16 protein-coding genes are annotated in these 18,882 nt (G+C 36.1%); 5 read left to right on the plus strand and 11 right to left on the minus strand.

Annotated features, from left to right (window positions below; all coding sequences use genetic code 11):
- Nucleotides 1–96: 96 nt before the first annotated feature.
- The 5 genes from sucD to AYT27_RS08660 form a co-directional block, all read right to left on the minus strand.
- The gene (gene sucD / locus AYT27_RS08640) at nucleotides 97–999 is read right to left on the minus strand and encodes a succinate--CoA ligase subunit alpha (protein ID WP_011181415.1); all 903 of its coding nucleotides are present in this window, start codon (nucleotides 997–999) and stop codon (nucleotides 97–99) included.
- A 3-nt stretch (nucleotides 1,000–1,002) separates the two neighbouring features.
- Nucleotides 1,003–2,199 carry an ADP-forming succinate--CoA ligase subunit beta gene (sucC, locus tag AYT27_RS08645; RefSeq protein WP_011181416.1) on the minus strand — a complete coding sequence of 399 codons (1,197 nt, stop codon included), beginning with the start codon at nucleotides 2,197–2,199 and terminating at the stop codon, nucleotides 1,003–1,005.
- Nucleotides 2,200–2,294: 95 nt separating this feature from the next.
- Nucleotides 2,295–3,257, minus strand: coding sequence for a malate dehydrogenase (gene mdh, locus AYT27_RS08650; RefSeq protein ID WP_011181417.1), 963 nt, complete (start codon nucleotides 3,255–3,257; stop codon nucleotides 2,295–2,297).
- Nucleotides 3,258–3,532: 275 nt separating this feature from the next.
- The gene (gene zapE / locus AYT27_RS08655; RefSeq protein ID WP_011181418.1) at nucleotides 3,533–4,738 is read right to left on the minus strand and encodes a cell division protein ZapE; all 1,206 of its coding nucleotides are present in this window, start codon (nucleotides 4,736–4,738) and stop codon (nucleotides 3,533–3,535) included.
- Between the two features lie 86 nt (nucleotides 4,739–4,824).
- Nucleotides 4,825–5,361 (minus strand): AprI/Inh family metalloprotease inhibitor, encoded by a 537-nt coding sequence (locus AYT27_RS08660; protein WP_011181419.1) that lies wholly within the window; start codon nucleotides 5,359–5,361, stop codon nucleotides 4,825–4,827.
- A 234-nt stretch (nucleotides 5,362–5,595) separates the two neighbouring features.
- Between AYT27_RS08660 and dapF the strand changes: the two genes are divergently transcribed.
- Genes dapF through gloB form a run of 5 tightly spaced genes read left to right on the plus strand, consistent with a single transcriptional unit; the run spans nucleotide 5,596 to nucleotide 10,500 of the window.
- On the plus strand, nucleotides 5,596–6,447 hold the full coding sequence (gene dapF, locus AYT27_RS08665) for a diaminopimelate epimerase (protein WP_011181420.1): 852 nt from the start codon (nucleotides 5,596–5,598) through the stop codon (nucleotides 6,445–6,447).
- The gene (mtaB, locus tag AYT27_RS08670; RefSeq protein ID WP_011181421.1) at nucleotides 6,447–7,730 is read left to right on the plus strand and encodes a tRNA (N(6)-L-threonylcarbamoyladenosine(37)-C(2))-methylthiotransferase MtaB; all 1,284 of its coding nucleotides are present in this window, start codon (nucleotides 6,447–6,449) and stop codon (nucleotides 7,728–7,730) included. Before dapF ends, mtaB begins: the two co-directional genes overlap by 1 nt.
- Nucleotides 7,731–7,744: 14 nt before the next feature.
- A complete protein-coding gene (gene ftsY / locus AYT27_RS08675; RefSeq protein ID WP_011181422.1) occupies nucleotides 7,745–8,995 on the plus strand; it encodes a signal recognition particle-docking protein FtsY in 1,251 nt (416 codons plus the stop codon).
- Nucleotides 8,992–9,681: a septation protein A gene (locus tag AYT27_RS08680; RefSeq protein WP_011181423.1), complete on the plus strand. Its 690-nt coding sequence runs from the start codon at nucleotides 8,992–8,994 to the stop codon at nucleotides 9,679–9,681. The genes ftsY and AYT27_RS08680 overlap by 4 nt, the downstream gene beginning before the upstream one ends.
- Nucleotides 9,682–9,738: 57 nt before the next feature.
- The gene (gloB, locus tag AYT27_RS08685) at nucleotides 9,739–10,500 is read left to right on the plus strand and encodes a hydroxyacylglutathione hydrolase (protein ID WP_011181424.1); all 762 of its coding nucleotides are present in this window, start codon (nucleotides 9,739–9,741) and stop codon (nucleotides 10,498–10,500) included.
- A gap of 814 nt (nucleotides 10,501–11,314) precedes the next feature.
- Here the strand turns inward: gloB and AYT27_RS08690 are convergent.
- Genes AYT27_RS08690 through rho form a run of 6 tightly spaced genes read right to left on the minus strand, consistent with a single transcriptional unit; the run spans nucleotide 11,315 to nucleotide 18,237 of the window.
- On the minus strand, nucleotides 11,315–12,220 hold the full coding sequence (locus tag AYT27_RS08690) for a ParB/RepB/Spo0J family partition protein (protein ID WP_011181425.1): 906 nt from the start codon (nucleotides 12,218–12,220) through the stop codon (nucleotides 11,315–11,317).
- 46 nt (nucleotides 12,221–12,266) lie between these two features.
- Complete coding sequence (locus tag AYT27_RS08695) at nucleotides 12,267–13,064, minus strand: ParA family protein (RefSeq protein ID WP_011181426.1); 798 nt, start codon at nucleotides 13,062–13,064, stop codon at nucleotides 12,267–12,269.
- Nucleotides 13,065–13,070: 6 nt separating this feature from the next.
- Complete coding sequence (gene rsmG, locus AYT27_RS08700) at nucleotides 13,071–13,718, minus strand: 16S rRNA (guanine(527)-N(7))-methyltransferase RsmG (RefSeq protein WP_011181427.1); 648 nt, start codon at nucleotides 13,716–13,718, stop codon at nucleotides 13,071–13,073.
- Nucleotides 13,718–15,586: a tRNA uridine-5-carboxymethylaminomethyl(34) synthesis enzyme MnmG gene (gene mnmG, locus AYT27_RS08705; protein WP_011181428.1), complete on the minus strand. Its 1,869-nt coding sequence runs from the start codon at nucleotides 15,584–15,586 to the stop codon at nucleotides 13,718–13,720. Before mnmG ends, rsmG begins: the two co-directional genes overlap by 1 nt.
- A gap of 45 nt (nucleotides 15,587–15,631) precedes the next feature.
- Nucleotides 15,632–16,939 (minus strand): tRNA uridine-5-carboxymethylaminomethyl(34) synthesis GTPase MnmE, encoded by a 1,308-nt coding sequence (gene mnmE / locus AYT27_RS08710; RefSeq protein WP_011181429.1) that lies wholly within the window; start codon nucleotides 16,937–16,939, stop codon nucleotides 15,632–15,634.
- A 32-nt stretch (nucleotides 16,940–16,971) separates the two neighbouring features.
- Nucleotides 16,972–18,237, minus strand: coding sequence for a transcription termination factor Rho (gene rho, locus AYT27_RS08715; RefSeq protein WP_011181430.1), 1,266 nt, complete (start codon nucleotides 18,235–18,237; stop codon nucleotides 16,972–16,974).
- Nucleotides 18,238–18,882 lie beyond the last annotated feature (645 nt).

Raw genomic sequence — 18,882 nt, forward strand, 5'->3', positions numbered from 1 at the left:
AAAGCAAATGAGGGTTAGAAAATATTAAAAAGTTCTACCTTTTTTATATTCAAGACTTCATCTGAAAATATCTGCTTATTCAAATAAAGTTTTCTTTTATCCCTTCAAAACTGACATCAATGTCTTTCCTATCTGTGAGGGTGAAGGAGAAACTTTAATTCCTGCTGATTCCATTGCTGCGATTTTATCTTCTGCACCACCTTTTCCACCAGAAATAACAGCACCCGCATGCCCCATTGTGCGTCCTGGAGGAGCTGTACGACCAGCAATAAAACCAACCACCGGCTTTTTACGGCCTTTTTTTGCCTCATCTTGGAGAAACTGTGCTGCTTCTTCTTCGGCAGAACCACCAATCTCACCAATCATAACAATAGATTGAGTTTCATCATCTGCTAAAAACATTTCTAACACATCAATAAATTCAGTGCCCTTAACAGGATCGCCGCCAATACCAATAGCTGTTGTCTGTCCAAGACCTTCATGACTGGTTTGAAAGACGGCTTCATAAGTCAAAGTTCCCGACCGTGAGACAACCCCAACAGAGCCTTTTCTAAAAATAGAACCAGGCATAATACCGATTTTACATTCATTTGGTGTGAGAATGCCAGGACAATTAGGACCAATGAGACGTGATTTTGATTTTTCTAATCTCGCTTTTACTTTCACCATATCCATAACAGGAATGCCTTCCGTAATACAGATAATTAAACGGATTTCAGCTTCAACAGCCTCTATAATAGCTGCTGCTGCCCCTGCAGGAGGAACATAAATAACGGAAGCATCTGCACCTGTTTTTTCTTTTCCTTCCGCAACACTAGCAAAAATAGGAAGAGTTTCACCTTTTGAACCCTCCCATGTCTCACCACCCTTTTTAGGATTAACGCCGCCAACCATTTGGGTACCATGATAAGCAAGCGCTTGTTCTGTATGAAAAGTTCCTGTTTTTCCTGTAAGCCCTTGAACGAGAACTTTCGTATCTTTATTCACAAGAATTGACATAGCTTAAGCTCCCTTCACGGCTGCAACAATTTTTTGAGCAGCATCATCTAAATCATCAGCAGGAATAACGTTCAGACCACTATCACTGATAATCGCTTTCCCCTGCTCAACATTCGTGCCTTCAAGACGAACAACCAAAGGAACCTTTAAACCAACTTCCCGAACAGCAGCAACCACACCCTCAGCAATGACATCACAACGCATAATTCCACCAAAAATATTAACCAAAATGCCCTTAACATTTGGATCAGCAGTGATAATCTTAAAAGCAGCGGTTACTTTTTCTTTTGAAGCTCCACCACCAACATCAAGGAAATTTGCTGGTTCAGCTCCATAAAGCTTAATGATATCCATTGTTGCCATAGCAAGACCTGCACCATTGACCATACAACCAATTGTGCCCTCAAGAGCAACATAAGCAAGATCATGCTTTGATGCTTCAATCTCTTTTGGATCTTCTTCTGAAGTATCGCGCAACTCTAAAATGTCTGGATGACGAAATAGAGCATTATTATCAAAAGAAACTTTTGCATCAAGAACACGCAAATGACCATTTGTCATCACAATAAGCGGATTGATTTCAAGAAGGCTCATATCTTTTTCACAAAACGCTTTATAGAGAATTGGGAAAAGTTTTTCACCATCTTCTCGTGCACTATCGTGTAAATCCAATGCATCACAAAGCCTTGCACAATCGGAAGAAGTAACACCTTGGGTAGAGTTAATGGGGAGAGTTAATATTTTTTCTGGTGTTTCTTCAGCCACTGTTTCAATATCCATTCCCCCCTCTGTTGAAACAACAAAAGCCACTCGACCAACGTTACGATCAACCAAAAGCGAAAGATAAAGCTCCCGTTCGATATCAGCACCATCTTCAATATAAAGGCGATTGACTTGCTTACCCTCTGGTCCCGTTTGCTTAGTGACCAAAGTTTTACCAAGCATCTCTTTCACATTTGCAACGACTTCTTCAACGGATTTTGCAAGTCGAACACCACCTTTTGCATCAGGATCTAGTTCTTTAAACTTCCCTTTACCACGACCACCAGCGTGAATCTGACTTTTAACCACATAGAGTGGCCCGGGCAATTTTTTTGCCCATTTTTCAGCTTGCTCTACAGAATAAACAGCAACACCATTTGCAATTGGTGCTCCATATTCATGAAGCAGACGTTTGGCCTGATATTCATGGATATTCATTCACTTGTCCTTTTCTTTTATGGATCTTAAATTAATCTTTGAATCGTCATAATATTTTTAAATATTCTGTTTTAATGAACAGGGTCTTGCTTGAGTTATTTGAGTCCTGGTGCAACAGCAATACAAGCTTCACAAAGTTTTTGCACTGCACTCACTGATTTTTCAAAAGCAGCTTTCTCCTCTTTATCAAGATCGATTTCAATCACGCGCTCAACGCCCCCAGCACCAATGACAACCGGAACACCAACATAGGTATCTTTGACCCCATATTGCCCTGAAAGATAAGCTGCGACAGGAACAACACGCTTGGTGTCTTTCAAATAGGCTTCAGCCATAGAGACAGCAGAAGCTGCTGGTGCATAAAAAGCAGAACCTGTTTTTAACAAACTAACAATTTCTGCACCACCATCACGGGTACGTTGAATAATTTGATCAATCTTTTCTTGCGTCGTCCAGCCCATTTTCACAAGATCGGGTAGAGAAATACCACCAACTGTTGAATAACGCACCAAAGGCACCATTGAATCACCGTGTCCTCCTAAAACGAATGCAGTCACATCTTTAACAGAGATCTTAAATTCCTCTGATAAGAAATGACGAAAACGTGCTGAATCGAGAATACCAGCCATACCAACCACTTTTTGTGTTGGAAGACCTGAAAATTTTTGCAAAGCCCAGACCATTGCATCAAGAGGATTTGTAATACAAATAACGAATGCTGAAGATGCATATTTTTTAATCCCCGCACCAACTTGTTCCATTACCTTTAAATTAATGCCCAAAAGGTCATCACGGCTCATACCGGGTTTTCTTGCAACACCTGCTGTTACAATAACAACATCGGCACCTTCAATCACATCATAGGAATTAGCACCGGTTAAACTGACATCAAAACCGTCAACTGGTGAAGATTCGGCGATATCAAGAGCTTTACCTTGTGGTATACCTTCTGCAATATCAAATAAGACGACATCACCAAGTTCTTTAAGTCCAATTATATGTGCTAAAGTACCCCCAATCATACCCGAACCAATAAGAGCTATTTTCTTTCGTGCCATTTTATTTTTCCTAACATTAGATAATTTAGCGTATAATCATCCAGTGCCGCTGGTACGCTAAACATTTATTTTGATTTTAGCCATCTTTTCAACACTATCATAAAAAGGAGAAAGACCCTAGATCCATCAACTTTCTCTCTTTCTTCTTCTCATAGAAAAAAGTCCCCTCCACAAAAAAGGCAATGAGAAAACTACTATTGTGTATCGATAAAGTGAATTTAAAAAAAATACAACAAAATTATTACACTTCTTTTAAATTCAAAGAGTTATTGTTTTTACAGCTTACGTAAAGGTAAAGCACTGATTAATTGTTCTCCTTCACAAAAACGTTCTGCCCAAATTTTTAAATAATCCTGACTTTGCATCTCGAAAAGACGCGATTGTGTTCTTTGAAATTCAAATGTTTCAGACGTTTGCGCATACCCTTTATACAAATCATCAAGCTTCACCGCCGCTGACATAAACAATCTTATGTAGCGTTCATAAAGAACATCAATAAACAAAATAAACCGTTTTGTTTCATTGCGACATGTATCATCCATCACTGGTACATTATCGACAAAAATCGTATGATACCGTTCCCCTAATGCTAAATACTCAACTGCTGCTAAAGGCTTTGCACATAAATCTTGATAATCAAAGCGTGCACAACCAACACCAGAGCGTGGAATATGAATAACACGCCCTTTTATGGAGAATTCATCAGATGTTTCCTTTTGCCCTTTCAGGACCAGCATCCACGCCTGATCCATACGTTGATTTGCTTCCAACCCTAGTGGCGTTATATACACCTGTTGAAAATTTGATTTTTCAAGACGATAATCTGTTTTTGCACCAAGATTGATCACATGAACATGTGCTTTTAAAACTTGGATAAAAGGCAAAAAGAGCTCTCGATTTAAACCGTTATAATAAAGATTATCAGGAGCAACATTTGAAGTTGCAACAAAGAAAATCCCTTTATCAAATAAGGCAGAGATAAGACGTCCCAACACCATGGCATCAGCGATATCCGTTACGCTAAATTCGTCAAAACAAAGGACCTGTGCTTCTTGTGCAAGATCTTCAACAACGGCTAAAATAGGGGTCTTTTGTCCAGTTTTTCCATCTTTTGATGCTTGACGATAAATATTAATGCGCTCATGCACATCGGCCATAAAATCATTAAAATGGGCACGTTTTTTACGTTTTTGTGGCAAACAAGAAAAGAACAAATCCATCAGCATGGTTTTTCCTCGTCCTACTTCACCATAAATATACAATCCTTGAAAGGGATTAGCAGCACTCTTTTGTTTTGCAACAGAGTTTTGTTTTTTTCTCTTAAAAAAATGCCAGAAAGCCCACCACGGCCGAGAAATGTTTTGTTCCGCAACATTTTGTAATAAATGATCAAAATGTTCTGTTAAAGCCAATTGAGCTGGGTCCAAACTGATTTCTCCTTTAGATACCAGCTCTTGATAGCGTGTTGAGACTAAAATCATCCAAACAACCTTTTTTCAACTGCCATCAATGAAATTCAAGACTTCCTTAATATATCTGTTTTTTTTCATAAATGGCTAAAGATGATCTAACGGCTTAAAACAACGGGATAACCATCAAGTGTGTATCCCTCAAAACGATCAACATTAGAAGAATAAAGGGTAACAACAATACGTCCTGAATTATTATAGAAATATAATCTTTTTCCTTTAACAGTCCAAGAATTTACTTGAGAAAAGATTCCTGGACAATGTAAAGGGCCAGCGCGATATCCTTGTCCAAATTTTGTTTGCGGCGTTGCAATTCGGCAAACCTTACCACCCATAGAAAGATTCCACACCCCAGCAATACTTGCAGGAAACAAATCAATGGCATTTCCTGGCAATTCGAGATTAGCCATTTGTCCATCACTTTGAGAATCTCCTTTTTCATACAATAAAGTATTTGTTGTCTGAGGAGATGACGATAAATCAGACATTGTTTGAGGAACTGATATTGACTGAACAGGGTAAAAAAACTCTAAAGAACCACCTCTATCATTATTCTCAAACCGCGATGTTGAACAACCCGTTAAGAACGTTATAATCGATATTACAATTAAAAATGTTTTTTTTGAAAATATCATATCTATGCTCTTTCCCATGACAACAAATAGATTCACTCAAAGAAATGAGTAAACAGTTTTTATAGGGCATTCTACAAAAATAAATTAATAAATTAAAAAGAACAGGCTAAAAATTGCTTATTTTGAAAAATAATAATTTTTCTATTCGTTTTATATTGCATTAAACACTGGAAGTTCATAAGATTTTCAGTCATATACTCTTTAATGACTAATAAAGAAAAATAGAGAAATTTCATGAAAACGCCATTTAGCAAAATGGACGGTCTTGGCAATCAAATCATTGTTGCTGATATGCGTGAAAGCACACATGCTCTCACACCACAAGCAATTCTTTCCTTAGCAGCAGATTCCCAAACATATTTTGATCAAATTATGGCTATTCATCTACCAACGAAAAAAGAAGCTGATTTTCGCATCGAAATATGGAATGCTGACGGTTCAATGGCTAATGCATGTGGTAACGGTACTCGTTGTGTCATAGCATGGCTCACAGACCACAATTATGGTGAGATCTTTCGATTGGAGACACCTGCTGGAATTGTTGAAGGTAAACGCCAAATCGATAACCTCATTTCTGTTGACATGGGGTGCCCAAATTTCAATGCAAAAGAAATGCCTGTTTCACGTGAAATAATTGATACCAATCACGTAGAACTTACTGCAGGTCCCTTAAGAGATGCTTGCCTTGTATCCATTGGTAATCTCCATGCTATTTTTTTTGTTGAAAATGATATTCAATATATTCCCTTAGAAAAATATGGGTCAAAACTTGAACACGATCCCCTTTTTCCACAACGATGCAATATTTCCATTGCTTGTGTAACATCACAGGAAAGCCTAAATTTACGCACATGGGAGAGAGGAGCTGGATTAACACAAGCATGCGGGAGCGCAGCTTGTGCGAGTGCAGTAGCCGCCTATCGACGTGGACTGACAAAACGCAATATTGATGTGAATTTACCAGGGGGAACACTTAATATTTTTTATAGAGAAGACGATCACATTATCATGACAGGCCCAGTCAAATATGGATTTAGTGGTTTTCTTAACCCCTTAACAGGAAGCTACAAAAAGGATGATTTTTGATGTCGATAGAAATTGTAACATTTGGTTGTCGACTAAACAGCTATGAATCGGAAATTATACGCAAAGAAAGTACTTCTTCAGGACTAGATCAACTCAAAGACGGCGCTATCATCTTTAATACCTGTGCTGTCACAGCTGAAGCTGTGCGACAAGCAAAACAAGCTATCCGCAAAGCAAGACGTGAAAATCCTCATGCGCGCATTATTGTTACAGGATGTGCCGCACAAACAGAAGCACAAAATTTTGCTTCTATGACAGAGGTCGACCTTGTTTTAGGAAATGAAGACAAACTCCATGCTCATTCCTATCGACAACTCCCCGATTTTGGTATAAACCATTCTGAAAAATTGCGTATTAATAACATCATGGAAGTAGAAAAAATTGCTTCACATATGGTAAGTGCGATGGAAGAACGCACACGCGCTTTTGTGCAGGTACAAAATGGATGCGATCATCGATGTACATTTTGTATTATCCCTTACGGGCGGGGACCATCACGTTCAGTTCCCATGGGATCTGTTATTGAACAAATTAAAAAGCTGACAGGCAACGGTATTCAAGAGGTAGTTCTGACAGGTGTTGATCTTACAAGTTATGGTCACGACCTCCCTGGAAAAGCAACTCTAGGAAAATTAACTTCAGCCATTTTACATCACATTCCTGATTTACCTCGACTACGTCTTTCATCTATTGATTCCATTGAAGCAGATGAAGAACTCATCAATCTTTTAGCCTATGAAAAAAGAATTATGCCACACTTGCATCTCTCCTTGCAGGCAGGCGATAATATGATTCTAAAGAGAATGAAACGACGACATTTACGCGAACATGCAATTCAATTTTGTCAGGATTTACGTGCAAAACGTCCTACAATGGTATATGGTGCTGATTTAATTGCTGGTTTTCCTACTGAAACAGAAGAGATGTTCCAAAATAGTCTCTCGTTGGTAAATGATTGTCATTTAACACATCTCCACGTTTTTCCCTTTAGTCCAAGAGAAGGAACCCCTGCTGCACGCATGCCACAAATCAATCGTAAAATAATCAAAATGCGTGCAGAAAGGTTGCGCAAAGCAGGTGACAAAGCTTATCAAAAACATCTTTTTCACTTACAAAATAGTCAACAAAAGATTCTCGTTGAAAAAGATGGTATTGGACGAACAGAAGATTATACTCTTGCAAAAATTGAAGGTGCTAAAGCCGGAACAATTGTTAAAGCTCTTATTGTTGGCCACGATAAAGATAAATTGATTGCTGTCCTTCCAAAGTTGAACGCAGCCTGAGTAGGGAAATCTTTATGACAAAACCCTTTATAAAAAAAATATTTTCCTTCAACAAGTCTAAAGAACAGAAAATAGAACAAGTTTCCACCCCTTATGAAAACGATAGAGTAGACGAAAATAAGGATAAAAGTGAAATCACAAAAAACGATTTATCCTCTATAGACAGAAAAACAAAGGAACAAACAGAAAATCAAAATATAGCATCTGCAAAATATGATGAAAAAAATCAACCTTTTGAATCATATTCCAGCAAAGAACACCATTCTAGTAAAGTAATTATCACAGATATAATCAGTGAAAAAAAAATTGAAGAAATTTTGCCTGTGTCCTCTGTTGAACAGGAAAAAAGAGCGTGGTTTGGACGTCTTAAAAAAGGATTAGCTCTTTCCTCACAGCGCTTAAGTAAATCCATTGGCGAAGTCTTTGTTAAAGAAAAACTTGATAAAGACAAGTTACAAGAACTGGAAGACATTCTTATTCAAGCGGATCTTGGTGTGGAAACTGCTACTCACATCACCGATACCTTAGCTTCTAGTCGTTACAAAAAAAATCTATCTCCAGATGACGTTCACAGCATCATAGCAAATGAAATCGAAAAAGTGCTAAAACCTGTTGCAATTCCACTGGAACTTGATCTTAATCATAAGCCTCATGTTATTTTACTAGTAGGTGTAAATGGTACAGGAAAAACAACAACCATTGGAAAACTTGCAGCAAAACTCACTAAAGGAGGATTAAAAGTTATGCTTGCCGCTGGAGATACGTTTCGTGCTGCCGCCATTGAGCAATTGCATATTTGGGGTGAACGCATAGGTGCTCCTGTTATTTCAACGAAATTAGGTGCAGATGCGGCTAGCTTAGCATTTGATGCTTATGAAAAAGCAAAAAAAGCAAACAGTGATGTCTTGATCATTGACACAGCGGGACGTTTACAAAACAAAACTGAACTGATGGACGAATTGGCAAAAATTATTCGCGTTTTAGGTAAACATAATCCTCAAGCACCTCATACAATACTTCAAACCCTTGATGCAACCACTGGGCAAAATGCGCTCAATCAAGTAGACATTTTTCGCGATATTGCTGGTGTAAATGGATTAGTCATGACAAAACTCGATGGAACTGCACGAGGAGGAATTCTTGTTGCCATTGCAGCAAAATATAAATTACCTGTTTATTTTATAGGTATAGGGGAAAATATTGAGGATCTCCAACCTTTTTCTGCCTCTGACTTTGCCAAAACTATTGCAGGAAGACACTCATGAAAAAATCTTTTTTTGAGCATAATTCATACAATAACCACGATTCAAAAAATATCAATACTAATCAAAAAGCACCTCTTTCACCAACACTTAAATTTCTCTTAGAAATGGGGCCATTAGTTATTTTTTTTCTTGCTAATTATAAAGGCGAATGGCTGATAAACAATATTGAAATTTTTAAAAGATTTAATAAACCTCTTTTTCCGGCCACAGCTATTTTCATGATGGCAATTATTGTTGCTTTAGTCTTATCATGGATACTTGCGCGAAAAATTCCTATTATGCCTCTTATCTCTGGGATATTTGTTTTGGTCTTTGGATCTTTAACTCTTTGGCTTCATAACGATACTTTTATCAAAATGAAACCGACAATCATTAATAGTTTGTTTGCTCTTGTTCTCTTTGGTGGTCTGTTTTTTAAAAAACCACTTTTGCGTTATATTTTTGATTCCACTTTTAAACTTGATGATTTAGGGTGGAAAAAACTTACTTATCGCTGGGCATTTTTTTTCATTTTTCTCGCTGTTTTAAATGAAGTAATTTGGCGCAATTTTAGCGATAATTTTTGGACAAATTTTAAAGTCTTTGCCATTATGCCTATAACAGTTTTTTTTATGTTAACACAAATGCCTCTTATAATGAAACATTCAAAAGATCTTTTTAAAGAAGAGGATAAAACTAATTCTTAAACAAATATAAAATTATTTTATAGATTTATTACTGTCCACCGTTCACGGAGGGAAGAAGTGTTAATTGAACAGTTCATCTGTCGAGAAGATAATTTTGGTGTGCTCATTCATGATGAAACGAGCGGTTACACAGCAGCAATTGATGCACCTGAAAGCAACGCAATTCAAAATGCTCTAAAACGCCGCAACTGGACGCTTCAGACTATCTTTTTAACGCATCATCATCATGACCATGTGGAAGCGCTAGCAGAGTTAAAGCAAATTTATAAAGCCATTGTTATTGGACCAGAAGCAGAAAAAGAAAAAATTAGTCACATTGATCAAACACTTAAACCTGATGAAAGCTTCTTATTTGGTACCCACACAATTTTAGCACTTTCAACACCTGGTCATACATTAGGAGCATTATCCTATTACTTTCCTCAAGAAAATTTACTCTTTGCCGGAGATACACTTTTTTCACTGGGCTGTGGACGTCTTTTCGAAGGAACACCGGCACAAATGCTAAACTCTTTAAAAAAGCTTCGTCAGCTTCCCGATGAAACACTTCTTTATTGTGGCCATGAATACACTAAAAGTAACGCTCTTTTTGCATTGACACTTGATCCATACAATCAAAAACTTCAACAAAGAGCAGAAGATGTTTTTTTGTTGCGTGCAAAAAATGCCATGACTTTACCTGTAACATTAGGGCAAGAAAAAAAAAACAATCCTTTTCTTCGCTGGGATAATAGAACTTTGCGAAAAACCCTTAGGATGGAAAAAGAAACAGATGAAGAAGTCTTTGCTGAAATCCGCAAAAGAAAGGACAATTTTTAAGTATATTTAAATTAGCATTGCATTTGCTTTTTCGTTTATAACATACGCTCAAATATCAATTGCAAAACAAATAGATAACCATTTTGTTTTATCACCTATCAATAATCCAAATATAATATAGTAGCAGTTTACCTCTTAACAGGAAAAAATAAGTTAAAAAACTCCCTCAAAAACCAGAAAAATCACATATAGGAAATGTAAAACAGAACGCCATTGTGTTACTAAATTCATGCACTTTTTTTAAAAAAACATTTTTCAATACTCGTAAGCCCATTTTATGATAGCACCTACAAATAGTGTAAAGATAAAGCCATTGTATACCACAATTTTTAAGCTCATGAAGTAATAAGCCAACACCATCATACTATTTACCAATCCTCAATGTTGAGCAATTCTTATATTGAAAAGATTCATAAGAAGCATTCTATTCCTTGGCTTCACTAGTTTTTATCTGCATACCAACTCCACTTATGACGGACAAGTAAGTGATTTTAATTTTTTCAATATGAAAAGACTTATGATTAGAGAATCTTACTATATTCGGAGTTCTAATCTAAGTGTTTATTGATAAAAGTATTAAAAATTTCACCGCTTCTTTTTCTAAGCAGCTAAAATTAACGAATATTTTTTAAAAAAATAATCTCACACCTAAAGATTATTTTATTTTTTTCATAGTACTTCGAGAAACACTTACTGCAATCATAGTTTTTGAAGACAAAAAATTTTCTAAAGCAATAAACTGTCTTTTTAACAATTTAAAATTCAATCAAAAACACATTGATAGGATTCTTGCCATTTTAAACAATTGATTCGGTTAACTTTGCAAACGTCTGCAAATATCATCTAATTGTTCTAAAGAAGAATAGTGTATTTTTAAATCACCACCTTTTTTACCATGCCGAATGATAACTTTCATTCCAATTACGTCTGCAAGCAATTTTTCTAAAGATTTTGTTTCTGCATCTTTTTCCAGAGAAGTGCGTTTTTTGACCTTAGGATTTGCCTGCTCATAGACTAATATTTCTGTTTGGCGTACAGAGAGACCTTCACGAATAATTTTTTCTGCCAAGTCCAATGGATTATCAACAGTTATAAGACAGCGTGCATGACCAGCAGAAAGTTGTCCATCAGTTAAAAATTTTTGTACCTTTGATGGCAATTTCAACAAACGAAGCGTATTTGCAACATGACTTCGACTTTTTCCAATCACTTGTGCTAAATCTGCTTGCGTATAGCCATGTTCATTCAGCAAAATTTCATATCCCATTGCTTCTTCAATAGGATTAAGATCAGCACGTTGAACATTTTCAATAATTGCCAATTCTAAAGCCGTTTTATTATCTACATCGCGAACAATAACCGGCAATTGACTTAAATGAACACGTTGAGCAGCACGCCATCGCCGTTCACCAGCAATCAATTCAAAACAATGTGGATGATTGCGTGAAGGTCTTACAATAATAGGTTGAACAATACCGTGTTGACGAATTGATTGAGCCAAATTATCAAGTTCTTCTTCGGTAAAATGGCGCCGCGGATTATGTGGATTACACAAAATGGATTCAAGTGGAACAAGCTTCTCAGAAAATGTAGAAACTGTACTGGACTCTGACAATTTTTCAGCACTTGTTGAACGTGTAGGATTGTTGTTCAAATTGATATCGCCAATCAATGCTGCTAATCCACGTCCCAGTCTTTTTTTTGATTGATCATCATTCATAATTTTACTCTTTGAGTTTTCTTTATAAAAATTATTTTTCATATTTCTAAGCAGCAGCCTGTGCTTGTTTTTCTCTTTGTATCACCTCCGAAGCCAAACGCAAATAAGCTTGACTACCAGCACATTTGAGATCATAAAGCAAAACTGGTTTACCAAAAGAGGGGGCTTCAGAAACACGTACATTTCTTGGAATAACAGTACGATAAACTTTATCTCCCATAAAAGAGCGTACATCTTCAACCACCTGATTGGAGAGATTATTCCGTCCATCATACATGGTAAGAACAATACCTTGAATTTCTAAAGAAGGATTAAGAACAGATTGCACTTGCTTTACTGTTTCAAGCAATTGACTTAAACCTTCAAGTGCTAAAAATTCACATTGCATAGGTACCAAAACAGAATCTGCAGCTCCCATAGCATTGAGAGTAAGAAGATTTAGAGAGGGCGGACAATCAATCAAAATATAACTAAATTTTTTAGCCATCTTAGGATCATCATAAAGAGCCTTACGCAATCGTTGAATACGATCTTGTGAAGAAGCAATTTCCATTTCTACACCTAAGAGATCAAGTGTAGAGGGTACAATAGAAAGATTGGGTACAGCTGTTTTCAAAGCTGCTTTTGTCACTGAAATTCCTGAAATCATAACATCATAAGACGATAAAGGACGGCTATTACGATCAATTCCCAGTCCTGTACTCGCATTACCTTGTGGATCAATATCCATAATGAGAACATTTTCTCCAATGGCTGCCAAAGCTGTTGCAAGATTTATTGCTGTGGTTGTTTTTCCAACTCCACCTTTTTGGTTTGCAATAGCGATAATCCGCATTTCGCTCATTTTGCTTTACCCTCTAAATGATCGAACCTGAGAAATTTCTAAAATAACAGAATTTTCATCAATTTTACTCTTATGTTTTAGCAGATCAAACTGCCAATTGGCAGAGGCATTTTTTATTTCTTTAGAGTAATCCCGACCTTTTTGCAAAAGAGCGATTGTTTTTTGTGTTAATAAAGGAAAAATAAGCCTTAAAAGATCATCTAGGCAAGCTAATCCCCGTGCTGTTATAACCTCTGGATTTTTTATTTTTTGAGTTACATCTTCAATTCTACAATGATAAACCGTTGCTGGAAGATCAAGTTGAGCAATAACTGTTCGTAAAAAAGCTACTTTTTTTCCATTGCTTTCAACGAGATCAATATGTCCTGTTTTTTTTTCTTTCATAAAAATAGCAATAACAATTGCAGGAAATCCACCACCTGATCCAAGATCACACCAATGCAGAAGATCACTGTGTAAAGGGTAGATTTGTGCTGAATCCAAAATATGACGTGTCCATAAAAGAGGTATTGTTGAAGAAGATATTAAATTAATATGTTTATTCCATTGTATTATCAAAGATTCAAAATGCATTAAATCCTGCATCGTTTCACGTGAAACAGAAGAAATTATTTTTAAAAGCTCTTGATATTTTTGTTCTATAGAAAAATCCATTAAGCTGATTTAGCCTTTTCACGTCTTTGACGTTGAATATAAGTGATAATAAGTGATAATGCTGCTGGCGTCATACCATCAATTTTTTGTGCATCAGCAATTGAACGTGGCGATATTTTTTGAATTTTTGTTTTGAGCTCATTAGAAAGACCAGAAATTGCCTGAACATCAAGAGAAGAAGGAATTTCTAAACGCTCATCTCGTTGAAGAGCAAGGATATCTTGTGCTTGTTTTTCCAAATAAACTGCATATTGTGCTTCAATTTCTACAGATTCAACTGTTTTAGAATCAATGGATTGTAACTGTGGCCAAATATGTGAAAGACGCTCTATACTCATATGAGGATAAGCAAGAAGATCATAAGCTGAACGCCGAATTCCATCATGATTCACTTGCAACCCATGAGCAGATGCTTGATTAGGCGTTAGAAAAAGCTCTTGGCATAGTGATCGCGCTTGATCAAGACGCTGTTGTTTTTTCTGATAGCACTCCCAACGTAATTTACTTACAATACCTAATTGTTGTGCTAAAGGTGTCAAACGAGCATCAGCATTATCAGATCGCAGAGATAAACGAAATTCAGCACGTGATGTAAACATTCTATAAGGTTCACAAACCCCACGCGAGACTAAATCATCTACCATAACACCAATATAAGCAGTAGAACGACTTATAAGTATTTCATCTAATCCACCTACCTTACGTGCGGCATTTAGTCCAGCCAAAAGACCTTGTGCTGCGGCTTCTTCATATCCTGTTGTCCCATTAATTTGGCCAGCTAAAAATAATCCTGGTAAAGAACGTAACTCCAAAGTTTTAGTTAACTGTTGTGGATTAACAAAATCATATTCAATAGCGTAACCAGATTGTAGAATTGTAACATTTTCCAATCCTTCAATTGTTTTCAATAAAGAAACTTGTACATCTTCAGGAAGAGAAGTAGAAAGACCATTTGGATAAATAGTATCATCATTTAATCCTTCTGGTTCTAGGAAAATCTGATGCCCATCACGTTCTCCAAATTTAACAATCTTATCTTCAATTGAAGGACAATAACGTGGTCCTAATCCTTCAATATTTCCTGAATATAAAGCAGAGCGATGAATATTTTCACGAATAATCTGATGTGTTTGTGCATTTGTACGTGTTATGGCACATTCAATTTGAGGCTGTTCAATTTTTTCAGTCAAAAGAGAAAAAGGTACAGGATTTTCGTCAGCTTGCTGTTTAGGAAGACATTCCCAACGGATTGTTTTTTTGCTAAGACGAGCAGGAGTTCCTGTTTTTAATCGACCAAGATTTATGCCATAACTTTTTAAACGTTCAGCAAGTTTTATACTTGACTGTTCTCCCATACGTCCAGCAGCCCATGTTTTATCACCAATATGAATAAAACCATTTAAAAAGGTACCTGTTGTCAAAACAACAGCACCAGAAGGGAGTATTCCTTGTTTTTTTAATATAACACCTGAAATACTCTTATCTTTAACAATCAGATCAATAACTTCATCTTCAATGAGAATAAGATTATCTTGTTTTTGTAAAAGCTTTTGAATTGCTTCTTTATAGAGTTGTCGGTCAGCTTGCGCGCGCGGACCTCTTACTGCTGGTCCTTTTCGTCGATTAAGAAGTCGAAATTGAATTCCAGCTGCATCTGCTGCTCGTCCCATGAGCCCATCAAAAGCATCTATTTCACGAACCAGATGTCCTTTTCCAAGCCCTCCAATAGCCGGATTACACGACATTGTTCCTAGTGCTGATATTTTATGTGTAATGAGTGCTGTCTGTGCTCCAGCACGCGCTGATGCATAAGCTGCTTCGCAGCCAGCATGACCACCTCCAATAACAACAACATCATATAATTGCATTTAATTCATTCCACAAAAAATTGTTTTCAAGTTTCACGTGAATCATTATTTGCCAATACAAAACTCTGAAAAAATAATATCAAGCAAATCCTCAACATCTATATCTCCGGTAATTTTTCCAAGAAAATCACTGGCACGACGAAGATGTTCTGCACGTAAACTGAGATCAAGAGAGTCATAATTCACAGAATTTTCAATCTCCTTAACAGCTTCTTTTAATAATTGAAGTTGTCTCTTACGCGCAGGAAAAAGATTTCCAATCTCAGAAACACGACGTAAACAAAACGATTCAAGTTCCTTCATAAAATGATCAAAATTTAAACCCGTTAATGCCGAAAATTGTATTAACCATGGCTCTTTATTCTCTTCATAAAGATCAAATTTATTGCCTACACGCCATATTTCAGCAGACGTTTCTGGTAAATAAACTTCCTTAGGATTTTGCATATCATAAACTAAAATAACCAAGTCAGCGTCCCTAACATGCTGCTTTGCAACTTCTATTCCTAACTGTTCTATTTTGTTATCTGTTTCTCTAAAACCAGCAGTATCTATTAAAAAAACCGGTAAACCACCCAAAACAAGTCTTACTTCTAAAGCATCACGTGTTGTTCCTGCTTCTTCTGTCACAATAGCAACAGGTTTTCCAGCCAAACGATTCATAATGCTTGATTTTCCAGAATTTGGAGCACCTACAATGACAATTTTAAACCCATCACGTAAAATACTCGCACGCTCCCCTTCAGCAATATGTTCTCGAAGAGAAATGCAAAGATTTTCAACATCTTTCCAAACTTTATCAGATACCGTGTTGGGGATATCAGCTTCATCAGAAAAATCAAGTTCCGCTTCAATAAAAGCACGAATTTTCATAAGTTTATGACGCCAATCACGATAAAGCGTCGTTAAACGCCCACTTGTACCCATAACTGCTAAACGTCGCTGACTTTCCGTCTCTGCTTCTATTAAATCAGCAAGACCTTCTGCTTGAACAAGATCTAATTTTCCCTCCATAAAAGCACGGCGTGAAAATTCACCTGGCTCTGCAATGCGACACCCTTTAAATGTGGACAATTCATCAAGAAAACGATTAACAACAGCTTTTCCTCCATGCAAATGAAATTCCGCACAATCTTCCCCTGTAAAACTATGAGGAGCAGGAAAAAAAACAGTTAAAGCAGAATCTAAAAAACTACCATCACGAGCTGTAAGATTTCCATAATGCATAAACCGCGCTTTAGGTAAACAACCACAAAGCGTTGTAACAACATGCACAACATGAGAACCTGAAAGCCGAATGACAGCAACCCCTGAAGGCAACAATCCACTCGAAACAGCAAAGATTGTATCCACAGGATTATCCTAAATCAAAAAACTTAAAACTTCTACGTATTCATTGAATCAAAAAATTCACTATTGTTTTTTGTTTGTTTTAACTTGTCAATCAAAAATTCAATTGCATCTGTAACATTCATAGGTGCTAAAATGCGACGAAGTACAAAAATTTTATGTAAATCTTGTCGTGCTACTAAAAGTTCTTCCTTACGTGTTCCTGACTTTAAAATATCCATAGCAGGAAAAATACGCTTATCAGCAACTTTACGATCAAGAACAATTTCCGAATTACCCGTTCCTTTAAATTCTTCAAAAATAACTTCATCCATACGGCTACCTGTATCAATCAAAGCCGTTGCAATAATAGTTAAAGATCCACCTTCTTCAATATTACGTGCTGCCCCAAAAAAACGTTTTGGACGCTGCAAAGCATTTGCATCTACACCACCTGTCAAAACCTTACCTGATGAAGGAACGACTGTATTATAAGCACGTCCTAAACGTGTAATAGAATCAAGAAGAATAACCACATCACGCCCATATTCAACGAGACGTTTGGCTTTTTCAATAACCATTTCAGCTACTTGTACATGACGTATTGCTGGTTCATCAAAAGTAGAAGAAACCACCTCTCCTTTTACAGAACGTTGCATATCAGTGACTTCTTCTGGCCTTTCATCGATTAAAAGGACAATAAGATAACATTCAGGATGATTAGTGGTAATAGAATGAGCAATATTTTGAAGTAAAACAGTTTTTCCTGTTCTAGGAGGTGCTACAATAAGACCTCTCTGTCCTTTTCCCAAGGGAGAGATCAAATCAATCACCCGTGATGACATATCCTTCTCAGTAGGATCTTGTATTTCCATTTGAAAACGTTCGTTTGAATAAAGAGGGGTGAGATTATCAAAATGTATTTTATAACGAATTTTTTCGGGATTTTCAAAATTAATTGTATTAATTTTGAGAAGAGCAAAATAACGCTCTCCTTCCTTTGGACTCCGTATAGGACCTTCAATAGTATCCCCCGTTTTTAAAGAAAAAGATTGAATTTGCGCAGGTGAAAGATAAATATCATCAGGCCCGGGAAGATAATTTGCATCGGCAGATCGCAAAAATCCAAATCCATCTTGTAAAACTTCAACAACTCCTTCTCCTATAATTTCTACATCTTGCAAAGCAAGTTTTTTCAAAATAGCAAACATTAATTCTTGTTTACGCATAAGAGAAGCATTTTCAACTTCTAATGTTTCAGCAAAAAAAACAAGTTCAACGGGATTTTTACTTTTAAGTTCTTGTAGTTTCATTTCTTGCATGAAATACGCTCTTTAGTAGGTGGGGAAATTGTTTTTTAAAATCAATTTATGGGAAATTTAAAGAATAGAACACTTTTAGTAAGGTAGGAATATTCTATACTTAACTTTCCTAAACTGCAAGTGTCCTTCATAAGATTTATTTTCCATATACAATTCTACAACCATATAAAAAATAATCACTTCTACAAATTGAAATGATTCATAAAACTTTTTAAAAGAAAATCATTCATAAAAAAAATTAATAATATTTTAAAGAACTTACGTGATACACTATTCTCAAATAGGTTAAGAAAAAATATGGATGCTTTATATCCTTAATTAATTAATCTTCAAAAGAAATTTTATTTTTTCCAAAATTTTTTCTTTAATAATTTAAGAACTGATGATTTTTTTTATTTAAATCTGTGTTTAATGGGGATTATTATTTATACTACATTCATCCTCAGTTTTATCCACAAATGAAAAGAGAAAAAAATAAATTAGAACTCTACTTTAAGGATATTATCCCCATTCTTTTTTCTAAGAGAATTTTAGTTATAAGAATTATTCAATTTGTGCATAATAATGGAAAAATTTCTCTAAATTTTTACTTTATAAAAGGTTAAAACTATATATGCACATTTATTAACAAGGAGTTAAAATTTT

Origin of the sequence: Bartonella henselae str. Houston-1 (assembly GCF_000046705.1) — a bacterium.
Lineage (GTDB): Bacteria > Pseudomonadota > Alphaproteobacteria > Rhizobiales > Rhizobiaceae > Bartonella > Bartonella henselae.